Source organism: Cupriavidus sp. H19C3 (assembly GCF_049393815.1).
Taxonomy (GTDB): Bacteria; Pseudomonadota; Gammaproteobacteria; order Burkholderiales; family Burkholderiaceae; genus Cupriavidus.
Genome location: NZ_CP184986.1, coordinates 1,903,543 through 1,915,876 on the forward strand (window position 1 = coordinate 1,903,543; position 12,334 = coordinate 1,915,876).

General features: G+C 64.7%; 8 protein-coding genes. 5 read left to right on the forward strand and 3 right to left on the reverse strand.

Annotated features, from left to right (window positions below; genetic code table 11):
• A complete protein-coding gene (locus DFLDMN_RS27985) occupies positions 1-930 on the forward strand; it encodes a hypothetical protein (protein ID WP_423198998.1) in 930 nt (309 codons plus the stop codon).
• 315 nt (positions 931-1,245) lie between these two features.
• Here the strand turns inward: DFLDMN_RS27985 and DFLDMN_RS27990 are convergent, their stop codons facing one another.
• Positions 1,246-1,947: a GNAT family N-acetyltransferase gene (locus DFLDMN_RS27990; RefSeq protein WP_423198999.1), complete on the reverse strand. Its 702-nt coding sequence runs from the start codon at positions 1,945-1,947 to the stop codon at positions 1,246-1,248.
• 102 nt (positions 1,948-2,049) lie between these two features.
• Positions 2,050-4,716: a tannase/feruloyl esterase family alpha/beta hydrolase gene (locus tag DFLDMN_RS27995; RefSeq protein WP_423199000.1), complete on the reverse strand. Its 2,667-nt coding sequence runs from the start codon at positions 4,714-4,716 to the stop codon at positions 2,050-2,052.
• Positions 4,717-5,224: 508 nt separating this feature from the next.
• On the opposite strand from DFLDMN_RS27995, the gene DFLDMN_RS28000 reads away from it, so the two are divergent.
• From DFLDMN_RS28000 to treF, 3 genes are read left to right on the forward strand one after another with little or no spacing between them, the layout of a single operon-like run.
• Entirely contained in the window at positions 5,225-5,806 is a 582-nt protein-coding gene (locus DFLDMN_RS28000) for a shikimate kinase (protein ID WP_423200597.1), read from the forward strand.
• A 56-nt stretch (positions 5,807-5,862) separates the two neighbouring features.
• On the forward strand, positions 5,863-6,630 hold the full coding sequence (locus tag DFLDMN_RS28005) for an SDR family NAD(P)-dependent oxidoreductase (RefSeq protein ID WP_423199001.1): 768 nt from the start codon (positions 5,863-5,865) through the stop codon (positions 6,628-6,630).
• Positions 6,617-8,395, forward strand: a complete 1,779-nt coding sequence (gene treF, locus DFLDMN_RS28010; RefSeq protein WP_423199002.1) for an alpha,alpha-trehalase TreF — start codon at positions 6,617-6,619, stop codon at positions 8,393-8,395. The genes DFLDMN_RS28005 and treF overlap by 14 nt, the downstream gene beginning before the upstream one ends.
• A 348-nt stretch (positions 8,396-8,743) precedes the next feature.
• Here treF and DFLDMN_RS28015 read toward each other — a convergent pair whose 3' ends face one another.
• Positions 8,744-9,760 (reverse strand): 2OG-Fe(II) oxygenase, encoded by a 1,017-nt coding sequence (locus tag DFLDMN_RS28015; RefSeq protein ID WP_423199003.1) that lies wholly within the window; start codon positions 9,758-9,760, stop codon positions 8,744-8,746.
• Positions 9,761-10,004: 244 nt separating this feature from the next.
• On the opposite strand from DFLDMN_RS28015, the gene DFLDMN_RS28020 reads away from it, so the two are divergent.
• Positions 10,005-12,251, forward strand: a complete 2,247-nt coding sequence (locus tag DFLDMN_RS28020) for an alkaline phosphatase family protein (RefSeq protein ID WP_423199004.1) — start codon at positions 10,005-10,007, stop codon at positions 12,249-12,251.
• The last annotated feature ends 83 nt before the right edge of the window (positions 12,252-12,334 follow it).

The following is a 12,334-nucleotide window of genomic DNA, read 5'->3' on the forward strand; positions in this document are numbered from 1 at the left end:
ATGCGCAAAGTTGATCGCAGCAAGGTGGCTGTACCGCAATCGCTGTGCCATGGCGCGGCAGGTGCCGAGGAGCTTCAGAAGGCGCGGGATCATCAAGTCTCGACCGATCCCGATAAAAAGGCCTTTGTCTACAAAGTATATAAGCGCGACGATGTTCGAGCGGCCCTTGAGAATCTGTTCCACGGGAAATGCGCGTACTGCGAAACGCTCTACGACGCATCAGGGCCGGTCGATATCGAACATTACCGTCCTAAGGGGGCGGTTGCAGAAGATAACGGGCACAGCGGCTATTGGTGGGTGGCAATGGAGTGGACCAACTTATTACCGAGTTGTTTGGATTGCAATAGGCGTAGAGGTCAGGTACTAGTGGAACCCTCCACGAGTCTTGCCCAGCTAGCGGCGCTGGCAAAGCCCCTGCTCACCCAGGCAGGGAAGAAGGACAGCTTTCCGCTCGCAGCTACGGGGGTTCGAGCCTTGGCGGAAGCTGTGGACTTTACAGCCGAGCATGCCTTGTTGCTGGACCCTTGCCGAGATGATCCAGACAGTTGCCTTACGTTTAGCTTCGACCAAACGCATGCAGCCGGCCTCGTACTGCCAGCCGGGGATGGCATGCAGCAAACTCGCGGGGCAGTTTCCATCCAGACTTATGGGTTGAACCGCCTGAAGCTGGTACAAGACCGAATACGTGTTCTTCGGCGCCTGGAGTTTCTGGGCGATCTTGTTATCGAACTCGCTGCTGCCATTGTGGATCTGGATCGACCTGATGTCCAAGACGTACTAGAAGGGACTTCAGGGGCAAAAGTGCAAGGAAGGCTGCGCCTGCTGCGGGACCGGATTCTCGCTGAGATGAAATCCCATACGAAAGATGATGCCCCGTATTCGGCGATGGCCAAAGCTTGGCTTAGGAGCTTCACAGAAAAACTACGCTGAATACCCCTTTGCAAAAGGGCACCTGCTACCGCGCTAGGTCGAGTGACCGCTTCTTGATGTGGATTCAACCGGTCAACGCAACGGTCTGATGGAATCGTTCAGCGGGTGTATTGAACCGCCCCGGGTTTAGTGGAGGCTCCATTCTTTGAGAGGATGGAGTCCATGAGGACGTCAGTCAAATTCTCCCGGAAGTCCGGGAGCGCGCCGTGCGCATGGTGATCGAGCATCGCGAGGAGCACGAATCGCAGTGGGCTACCGTGGCGACCGGACATTCGCCAGCGTCAGTGTCCTCGGTTGTACAGTGCATCACCGGCGTTATCCGTGCCATTCACTGCTGAGCATCGCGTACCGATGCTCGTCATGCCACACACCGTGTATGAGCACGCTTTCGCGCGTCGTCCCTTCGCGACGCATGCCCAAGCGCTCCAGCAAGCGGATGGATTCAGTATTTTGCGTGCTTGCGTTCGAGGTCAGGCGATGCAACCGACGCTCTCCGAATGCGTAGTCGATGAGCCATTTTGCCGCTTCGGTCGCATAACCTTGCCCCCAAAAAGCCCGATTCAGCGACCATCCGATATCACCAGTCTGCTTGCTGCCGGATTCGATATACATTCCGACCTCTCCGATCATGCCCCCGCTCTCTTTCAGTTCTATCGCGAACATGAGCCAGCAGTTGTCAGCATCAGAGGTGAGCCCGGCCTGTCTCGCCAGAAACGTCTGCGCCTCGGCGTGAGGCATACGCTCAATCGGCTGCAGTCGCATGTTCTCGTGAGCGTTCCGATAGGCTAAGAAAGCGTGCAGGTCGTCTGGGCTGGGCCGGCGAATGACAAGCCGATCTGTGTACGCAGGGATCATCTTTTCTTGATTCGATTGTGAACTGTATTCATGCGTAACCTGGATATCTGTCAACCTGGCACCGCCGCGGAGGATGACCCAACGCCGCCATCTGGCGCGACAGTGTACGTCGCTTCTGCTAGCGTGCCGCCGGTGCCGCACTCTACCAACATTGACGGTCATCAGGATACGGAATGTGGCAAGTCAGGTCCCGGTATTCTTCGATGAACCAGAAAAAAGGGGACCCGAGGGTCCCCTTAGTTCTGCACTTCCGCGACTTTTGCTTTAATTCAGCAGGCCGATCTCCAGCTTGCCGGCCGAGGTGCCGATCAACAGGCCGCCGGTATTGATATAGGTCGGCGTGACGCCGCCGCCGGACTGGAGAATGCCCAGCACCGGCAGGTTGTACGCCAGCGTGCCGGTGGTCCCGTCACGCGTGATGGCGGTGCCGGCCAGTTGGGCGGCGAACTGCGATCCGTCGGTCGACATCATGCGGAAATTGCCGTCGGCGGAGTTGGCCGCCACAGTGGTCTGCTTGGCATAGATCTTCATGCCGAACGACGTTGCCGTACGCGTCAGGATCAGCGGTACCGGGGTGCCGTTGACGAGACCGCCCACCACCGACCCGTTGGCCGTGCCGCCAGTCGTGCCGGTGGTGGCGCCTGTATCGAACGAATCGAAGGCGTTGCGCGCGGCATTCCAGGCGATATAGCCCTTGGTAGTCGTGGTACAGGCGGCGTCGTAGACGATGTAGCCGCCGTTGTTAACCGGGTCGGTGCAGGTCTGCCACGTCGCGGCGGACGAACGCATGCGTGCCGAGCCGTTGACCACCGAGACGGTGCCGTTGTTGTTGATGATGCCGTTGGCGTTGTAGATGTCGGCCACGGCCTTGAAGTCCGCCGTGGTGTTCTGGAACGCCACCAGCGGCAGGAAGCCGCCGCCGCTGGCGGGTGCCACGCCGCCGGCCAGCACGCCGCCGCCCGTGAGCGTGAACCTGGCGCCGTTCTCGTCGCTGGCATACGTACAGCCGCTTTGCAGCACGAGCTGGCCGCTGCGCACGGTGCCCGCGGCGCGCTGGTTGCTGGCGTCGACGGTCACCGTGTATTGCAGCGTGGCGGGGTCGATGCGCACAGACAGTTCCTCGCCGTTGGTATTGCCGCCCTTCCAGGTGGTCGGCACGGTCGGCATGTTCAGGCAGGCCTGTACCACACCCGATGCGCCTTCGCACGTGTAATTGATCGCGGCATCGGGGCTGCCGCCGCCCCTGTACTTGGGCCACGCCGGATACTGGCACAGCGGACGCGTACGGCCAAACGTCTGCGCATTGGTGTCCATGACCTGCATCGTGCCCGGAGCCACGCCCATCTCGACCCAGTTCTCGAGCGCGGTGAGCGAGTTCCAGGCCGGCAGGAAGCTGCCGGTGCCGTGGCCCATGCCCGGCACCGTATAAAAGCGGATGCCCTGGTCCACCGCGGTCTGGCCCACCGTCGACGTCACCGCCTTGAACCAGTTAATGGTGGAATTGGGACTGATCACTTCGTCGGCCAGACCGTGCAGCAGGATCAGGCGGCCCCCCTTGCCGAGGAACGGCGCGATATTGGGATTGGTGGCGTCCGTCAGTGCCGACACGGCCTGCACGCGCGCGGTCCACGAGCCCGGGCTGGCCGGGTCGAACGTCAGCGAGTCGAAGGTGGCGTCGCGCGTGACGAAGTACTTGGCCCACTGGTCGCCGGTCAGGTACATGTTGGCGTCGGCCGTGGTGGCCGGATTGCCCGGGACCGGACGCGTGCCGAGGTCGCGCGTGGTGAACGGTCCCGCGACCAGCGCGCCTTCGAGGATGTTGTAGCCGCCCGCGACCGTGACGCCGTTGGCGATCGGATAGGTCAGTTGCAACGGTTGCTCGATCACCTTGACGGTGTCGATCTGCGCGGTCGACAGGCAGGTGTCGCCGGTATCGGTGCCGCCGGGGCACTGCAGGTTCTGCAGCACCTGCATCGAACTCAGGCGGCAGCCCTCGACATTGCTGATGACCTTGTCGGCTACGCCGTCGAGCGTGTCGCAGGCCGACATCACCGCATTCTGCACCAGCAGCGTCTTGTTGAGGTTGAGCCAGCCGGCGCCGCCATTGAGGTACAGCGCGCGGCCCAGCGCCACGTTCGAGAGGCGCGTGCCGCTGTAGTTGAGCGCGGGCTCGTTGGCGATCACGCCGTCGTAGTCGGCCGGCCAGCGCTGCAGGTAGGTCAGCGCGTCGCGGCCACCGGTGGACGTGCCGAGGAAGTATGCGCGCGTCGGTGCCTTGCCATAGCGCTGCTGGATCAGCGCAAGGGCCACGTCGTGGGTTTTCTTGAGCGTGTCGCCACCGTAGTTCTGCAGTTGCTCGTCGTTGGCCGCGAAGCGGCCGTCGGTAATGCTCGAACTCTGGTGACCGGAGTCGTCGCCCCATGTTGCATAACCGCGCGACAGCGGCGCGGGATCGTCCGGCATGGCAAAGCGCACCGTCTCGGTCCCGTCGATCAGTGTGCCGTCGAATCCGCCACCGCCAAACTGGATGCCCTTGCCGTTCCAGTTGGTCGGCAGGTTTACCGCGAACGTGATGCTCTGCGAAGCCGCATCGAGCGGCGCGATCGCGCCACGCACCTGGCAGTATTCGCCGAGCGTATTGCCAGTGGCATCGGCAGCAATCAGCGTGGCGGACTTGACCGTGGCGCCATTGGACGGCAGCGCGATGCGCGACGCATCCAGGCTCACGCCCGCCAGCGCGGCACAGGCTTCCTGCGGGCTCAGCGCGGGCAGCCCCGGATTGCCGGGGTCATCAGTGCCGGTGGACGGCGGGGGCGTCGTGCCAGCGGTAGCAGGGGCGTCGTCACCGCCGCCGCAGGCGCCCAGCAACAGGGTGGCCGCCAATGCGGCCGCCAGCAACGCACGTTGCTGGCCAGGAAATCCGGATCTCATTCTTGTCTCCTCCATGCGCGTCCGGTCGACAGGCCGGATTGCTGGAGCGAGACGGTATCACTGGGATGCTACGGCGTAAAATATATGATTAAGACTTATGCCATACTTTCAGCATATATTTGTCCCATCCCTCAGCGCCCCCGGGCGTGACGCGCCTCACGCTGTCGTGAAACGTGAGCAGCCATGCCGCCATCACGCCCGATATCGTCATCCGGCTGGAGCAATGGGCTGCGAGCGACTGACAACCGGCTTGCATCCCGCCATGTTCGTGCTACCTTTCTGAGAAGCGCATCAAGCGTCGCTCGGGTGCGGCGGTCGAGCGCCTGCGCTGGACCACCGCATGGACCACCGCACGGACCACTACCGCTCGGAGGGTCGCTCGTAGGGCCGTTTGGACACCCGCTTGGACCACCGCTTGGACCACCGCTTGGACCACCGCTCGGAACATTGCCCGGACTACCGTTTGCACTGCGACAAGGACCAGGAAAACCTCTTCTTCATCGGTTTCATGGGGGCCGGCAAGACCACCATCGGGCGCGCCGTTGCCCGTCAACTGGGGCGGCAGTTCCTCGATACCGACCAGGAAATCGAGACACGCTGCGGCGTGCGCATTCCGACCATCTTCGAGGTGGAAGGCGAGGAAGGCTTCCGGCAGCGCGAGACGCGCATGCTCGACGAACTTACGCAACGCCAGGGCATCGTGCTGGCAACCGGCGGTGGCGCCGTGCTGCGGCCGGAGAACCGCGCCATGCTGCGGGCGCGGGGGCGTGTGATCTATCTCGAAGCGTCGCTCGCGGAAGTGTGGCGGCGCACCCGGCGCAACCGCAATCGTCCGCTGCTGCAGGCCGACAATCCACGCGCGCGGATCGAGGCGCTCTACCTCGCCCGCGAACCGATCTACCGCGAGCTCGCCCATATCATCATGCCCGCGCATGGCGGTAGTGTGGCGCAAGCCGCGGCGCTGGTGCTGGAGACGCTCGGCATCGATACCACCGGGCGCGGCGCCTGCGACCGCGACCCCGACAGGGACAGGGAGAAGGACCAGGACGGGGACCGCGACAAGGACCCGGACCGGGCCGACCCGTTTTGAACTTTGGCCCCGGGGCCTCACTCTCACAGGAATAAAATGCCCCAACGGAGGTCCCCATGCGCCTGCAAGGCAAGACCGCGCTGGTCACCGGCGGTTCCGCCGGCATCGGCCGCGCCATCGCGTTGAGACTCGCGCAGGAAGGCGCGAATATCGTCGTGGCAGCCCATCACCCCGGCGCCGACGCCGACGAAGTCGCCGCCAGTATCCGCGCCGCCGGTCGCGACGCGTTTGTCGTCACCGGCGACGTCGGCAATGTTGCGGCCGCACGCGCGCTGATCGAACAGGGCGCGCAGGCCGCGCGTGGCATCGACATCCTGGTCAACAACGCGGGCGTCGAGGTGCGCGCGGCCTTTACCGACGTCACCGAGGCCGATTACGACCGCGTTCTCGATACCAATCTCAAGGGCCCGTTCTTCCTCACGCAGAGCTTTGTGCAGCAACTGCGCACGGCCGGGCGTGGCGGCAAGATCATCAATATCAGCTCGGTCCACGAGGAACTGCCGTTCCCGCATTTCACCAGCTATTGCGCCAGCAAGGGTGGCCTGCGCATGATGATGCGCAACCTGGCGATCGAACTTGCGCCGCTCGGCATCACCGTCAATAACATCGCCCCGGGGGCCATCCAGACCCCCATCAATCGCCAGCTCATGGCGAATGCCAAACAGCTGGAGGCGCTGCTCGAGAACATTCCGCTCGATCGCCTCGGCCGGCCCGAGGATGTGGCGGGACTGGCGGCGTTCCTGGCGAGTGCGGACGCCGACTACATCACCGGCACCACCCTGTTCATCGATGGCGGCTTGCTGTGGAACTATGAAGAACAATAACCCTCCGACGTCCGATACCCCTCCACACCTTGTCGCCCATGCGCGCCCGGCCAAGGCCGATGCCACCGCGCGGCGTACCCCGCTGACCGGTGCCCGCCCGGTGCATTGCCACTCGCTGGCGCCCTCGGTCACCCACCTGCCCTGCCCGGACCCATGCCGCCTGCCAGGTTGCGCCGCGCCCGATGCCGTATCGCCGGCGGAGCGCTATGGCGAGCTCTTCGTCGATGTCCAGGCCAGCGGCATGTTCGCCGACAGCAAGACGTTTCCCGACTGCATCCCGCTGCAACCGCCGGACGTGATCCTGGCGCGCTACCGCGAGCAACGCGATAGCGCCGACTTCTCGCTCGAAACCTTCGTGCAGGCGCACTTCGCACGCGAAACCATCCCGGACGACCACTATCAATCCAATCCCGACAGCTCGCTGCGCGAGCATATCGATGGGCTCTGGCCCGTGCTGACGCGCACGCCGGGCGAGCATCCGCCGCTATGTTCGCTGCTGCCGCTGCCGCAGCCGTACGTGGTGCCTGGGGGGCGCTTCCGCGAGCTGTACTACTGGGACTCCTATTTCACGATGCTCGGCCTTGCCGTCAGCGAACGGCATGACCTGCTGCGTGCGATGGCCGACAACTTCGCCTATCTGATCGACACCTACGGCCTGATCCCCAACGGTACCCGCACCTACTACCTGAGCCGCTCGCAGCCGCCCGTGTTCTCGCTGATGACCGATCTGTTCGAGACGCACGGCGTGGGCGAAGCCCTTGCCTACCTGCCGCAGTTGCGCAAGGAATATGCGTTCTGGATGGACGGCGTGGACCACCTGCGCCCGGGTTGCGCGCACCGCAGGGTCGTCATGCTGCCGGACGGCCGCGTGCTCAACCGCTATTGGGACGACCGCGCGCATCCGCGCGAGGAAGCCTATCTCGAAGATATGGAAACCGCGCGCCGCAGCGGGCGCGCCGCGCACCTGGTGTTCCGCGACCTGCGCGCCGCGGCCGAGTCGGGCTGGGATTTCAGTTCGCGCTGGTGCGAGCCGCCGTCGATGCCGGCGGGGGGTGGCGCCTTGCCCACCACCGACCTCGCCACCATCCGCACCACCGCCATCCTGCCGGTCGACCTCAACGCGCTCCTCTGGCACGCCGAGCGCAACCTGGCCCGCCTGTCGGCCGCCGCCGGCGAACACGACGCCGCCGCGCGCTACGAGGCGGCCGCCCGACGGCGCGCGGAAGCCATCTGCGCGGTCCTGTGGGATGACGATGCGGGAGCCTTTCTCGATTTCGACTGGCATCTCGGCACCTTGCGGCCACACCTGTCGGCAGCCACGCTGATGCCGCTCTTCCTGCAACTGGCAACGCCGGAACAGGCCGGGCGGGTGGCCGACGCCGTGGCCAACCGGCTGCTCGAAGAAGGCGGATTGGCCACCACGGAACTGGACTCCGGCCAGCAATGGGACCGCCCCAACGGCTGGGCCCCGCTGCAGTGGATCGGCGTGCGCGGCCTGCGCCACTATGGCCACGACCGCCTCGCCGACGACATCGCGTGCCGCTGGCTTTCCACCGTGGCCAGTCTCTATACGCGCGAGTACAAGCTCGTGGAGAAATACCGGCTCCAGCGCGAGGGCGACGGTGCCGAAGGCGGCGGGGGTGGGGAATACCCGCTACAGGATGGATTTGGCTGGACCAACGGCGTGGTCAGCGCAATGCTGCTGCGCTATCCGGACCACCCCGCCCTCGCCAGCCGCGCCGGCCAACCGGACGCAAACGGCTAGCCAGACCAGCCTGCCGGCGGCGTTCGAAGAACATTGCATGGAATCGCGTTCTTTTGTTCGGAATGCTGCGAGGCAACGGCGATTTGCCGGCATTTCTTGGGCCGCGTCCGACCCGTCGCGCAATAACTCACCTGAGTTATTGGCGCCTTGGGTCTAAGGCGTCAAACTTCCGCGCAGGGTCATTCGACACGGCCCGAACGCACTTGGCAACTCTTGATACCCCGACGGCCCCCGCGCGTCGGGGTATTTCTTTGCGCCCACCCGATCGTGGTGTCACCGGCATCGCGTGCCGCACACCATGAGCGCACATCGTAGCCGCGCATCCGGCATGCGCGTGGTGCCCGTGGGTCATGCGCGCGCGTCGGCCGTCAGCGCCGGCACGAACCTGCGCTGACGCATCCATTTGGTCACGACCCATTTCTCGCCCGCGATCACGGGCGCGCCGGCATGGCGCGTGCGGCCGTCGAGCTGATGGCGCGCATCGCAATATTCGAAGTACACCGCATTGCCGCGCCGCGGCGTCACGCCAAAACCCACCTCGGGAAATACCGTCTCGCCTCCCTGTGGCACGTCATTGAGATAGATCACGAGGGTACTGACACGCTGCCCGCTGCGGGCAATCGAAGCCTGGTTCGCGGCATTGGTCGGCATCAGGAAATCGAAATGCGGCGCGCTGCGGGCGCCCTCGCTGTAACGCAGCACCTGCAGTCCTTCACCGTTCTCCACCGGTAGCCGCATCAGCGCTGAAATCCGCCGGTCGAGACGCGCGATCAGCGGGTTCTCCTCGAGCCGGAAGAACATGCCTTCGCTGGTGCGGTCGCCACTGACCATATCGAAGCCCGTGGTCGGATCCACCGTGGTCGAAGGCCGCAGGCGCGGCCTTGCCATGGTCATCAGCGCATCGCACTCCTGCGCGCTCAGCACGCTTTCGAGCACGGCGATCACCGGCTGCTCCATGCGCGACAGGACGCGTACCTCGCGATCGCCAGCCATGAGAACGGAGCCGGTACCAATGCGTGGAATACGTTGGACAGGTGGCTCCGTGGCGGCCGCCGCCGCGGGCAACGCCACCGTCAGAGAACCTTCCGGCAACGGGCCACCCGCGCGCTGCGCGCGGTCGATCGCCGCCACCAGCTGGCCAGCCACCACGGCATCGAAATGCTGCGCGGCCAGCGCTTCGACGATATGCGCGGGCGCGTGGCCGTTACCCAGGCTGCGCGCAATCCAGGCACCGAGTTCAGGAGAGAAATGAATGGTGGTCTGGGTGGCGGGTGACGCAGCCGTCGACGCGCGGGTTGACGCGGAAGTCGAGCCGGGAAGCGAGGACGCCGTGGACGTCGGCGGGGAAGCTGGCGCGAAGGACATACGGAAGTCAGCGTGGAGCGCGTTGCAAACGCAGGGCGCGATGCCGCGCAGTATGGCCGCGCGACCGCCGCCATGCAACGTCCATACATTCATACACGGTACCGACATGTAATTTCAAATGAAATTAAATTGTCACTTAAGGGAACTAGTATCCGCGCTGCCGAACACCACGGCCTCGACGGCAACGACCGTCGGCAACCCCCTTCCCAAAGTCCCACGCGAGCAGCACCCGCAGAGGTCCGTCATGCATAAGAACATTCAATATCGTCAGCTGGTCCCTTCCCCCAAGGTTCGCACCGCGCTTACCGCCCTCGCCGCCGCCGCCGTGCTGGCAGCCTGCGGCGGTGACGGTGGCGACGTCGCCAGCAGTGGTGGTGGCGGTGCCGCCCCCGCCTCGGTCACCGTCCAGGGCTCCGTCGTCAGCGCCGTCATGAAGAACCCGACCGGCGTCGCCAAGTCGGCATCCGATGGCACCGGCGGCAGCATCATCGACTACGCCAAATCGACCACCGGCGACGACGTCGACCAGAAGCCGACCGCAATCGCCTTCGGCAACGTCACCGTATGCGCCGACGCCAATGCCAACGGCCTGTGCGACAAGGGCGAGACCTCGACCGCGACGGCTGCCGATGGCAGCTTCAAACTGACCGTGCCGCAAAGCGCCACGGGCGTGAGCCTGGTGGCCGTGGTGGATACCAACAGCACGTTCAACGACCCGAACCAGGGCGGCGGCACCGCCAACGTCGGCAAGAAGATGATCCTGCGCAGCGCGCCGGCACAATCGCTGAATGGCGCCAGCGTCGTGATCAGCCCGCTCTCCACCGAAGTGGTGCGGACGATGGAAGCCGACCAGCTCGACTATGCGACCGCCACCGCCAATCTGGCCAGCCGCCTGAGCTTCGGCAACAATACGGTCAACGCCGCCGACGTGGTGGCCGATGCCGGTGGCGTCGCCGACACCAACGCGCGGAAGGCGCTGCTGACCGAAGCCAACGCGCTCGCCAACCGCTTTGCCCTGGCCACCACGATGCTCGATCGTGGCTACGCCTCCGATGCGAAGGCCGACCCGGTCACGACGCTGACCGCCGCGCAGGACGCCGCCTTCAATCCGGAAGGCATTCCGCGCTATGACCACCTGTTCGTGGTGATCTTCGAGAACCACAGCAACGAGACCATCGATCGTCCGGACTTCCCCAATATCTACGGATATCTGAATACGGAAGGCAACAAGGCGGCCAACTACTTCTCGACCGGCAATCCCAGCGAGCCAAACTACATCTCGCTCGCCAGCGGCGACGACTGGGGCGTCAGCGACGACAGCCCCTGGAACTGCATGCCGACCGGCAACACCACCGACACGCCCACCGACACCTTCGTGCCGCTTGGTGCCTGCAATAACGCCGCCATCCACAACCTGAAGAATCGTCGCAACATGTTCGCGGCGATGTACAAGGCCGGCATCCCCACCCGCGTCTACAGCGAGTCGATGGATCCGAACCAGGATCCGCGCGTCGACGGCAAGGGCAATGCCGCCATCATGGGCGTGAACGCGGTCAGCGGCGTCAGCGAACCGATGATCAGCAGCCTGTACAAGACCAAGCACCACCCGGCCGTCAACTTCGACGACGTGCGCAACCGTCCCGACTTCTTCAAGAACCTGAACCGCACCATCGGGGGCGGCCAGTGGGACACCGCGATCGAGGCCGCCGCGGCAGCCAAGGGCAAGACCTGGAACACACACCAGTTCGAGGATGACCTGCAAAGCGGCGACGTCGGCGCGCTCAACTTCATCGTGCCGGACCAGTGCGACGACATGCACAGCACGGGTTCGGCCGTGGCCAACTGCACGGGCGGTGCGGCCATCGTCAGCCGTGGCGATGCGTACGCCAAGTATGTGGTCGAAAAGATCAAGGCCTCGCCGGTGTGGACGAACCCGAACAAGCGATCGGCCATCGTGCTGATCTTCGACGAAGGCTCGAGCTTTTTCGGCAGCTCGTCGTGCTGCGGCTGGAACGTGGGCGGTGGCGTCAAGACGGCGGTGCCGCTCGGCGAGGACAACACCAACGCCGTGCCGACGTATGCCAAGTCGAACCGGGGCGACGGCCCGACCATCTTCGGTGTACTGACCAACCAGCCCAACGCGCCCAAGCGGATCGTGGACTCGGACTCGTACAGCCACTTCTCGTTCGTGCGCACGATGCAGGACATGTTCGGCCTGGCCGACCCCGGCATCAACACCACGTACATGAACCGCTCGAAGTACACCGAGCAGTACATCGCCGATAACCTCGCCACGCTGGCCGAGTACTCGGGCAGCGGCGACTCGCACTTCGATGCGGTTCGTCCGATGAACCACAAGTACGTGATGAAGCGTGGCGATCGCATCTCCGGCGGCGGCTCGGCCGGCTCCGGCGGCAGCGGCACCTTCAACAACGGCAACCTGGCGACCGGTCCGGACGCCACCCAGACCAGCCTCTGGGCGCTGCGCTGACGCGCGGCAACGGCCGGAGTTGCTGGATTGCCAGCGGCTCCGGCCGGTTGTCTTGCCCGTCCGCCACGCCATGCGGCAGGTCT

Bases quoted from the DNA above. Each gene is read 5' to 3' on its own strand.
- DFLDMN_RS27985 (WP_423198998.1), top strand. From the start codon at position 1: ATGCGCAAAGTTGATCGCAGCAAGGTGGCTGTACCGCAATCGCTGTGC.
- DFLDMN_RS28005 (WP_423199001.1), top strand. From the start codon at position 5,863: ATGCGCCTGCAAGGCAAGACCGCGCTGGTCACCGGCGGTTCCGCCGGC.
- DFLDMN_RS27990 (WP_423198999.1), bottom strand. From the start codon at position 1,947: ATGACCGTCAATGTTGGTAGAGTGCGGCACCGGCGGCACGCTAGCAGA.
- DFLDMN_RS28020 (WP_423199004.1), top strand. From the start codon at position 10,005: ATGCATAAGAACATTCAATATCGTCAGCTGGTCCCTTCCCCCAAGGTT.
- DFLDMN_RS28015 (WP_423199003.1), bottom strand. From the start codon at position 9,760: ATGTCCTTCGCGCCAGCTTCCCCGCCGACGTCCACGGCGTCCTCGCTT.
- DFLDMN_RS27995 (WP_423199000.1), bottom strand. From the start codon at position 4,716: ATGAGATCCGGATTTCCTGGCCAGCAACGTGCGTTGCTGGCGGCCGCA.
- DFLDMN_RS28000 (WP_423200597.1), top strand. From the start codon at position 5,225: ATGGGGGCCGGCAAGACCACCATCGGGCGCGCCGTTGCCCGTCAACTG.
- treF (WP_423199002.1), top strand. From the start codon at position 6,617: ATGAAGAACAATAACCCTCCGACGTCCGATACCCCTCCACACCTTGTC.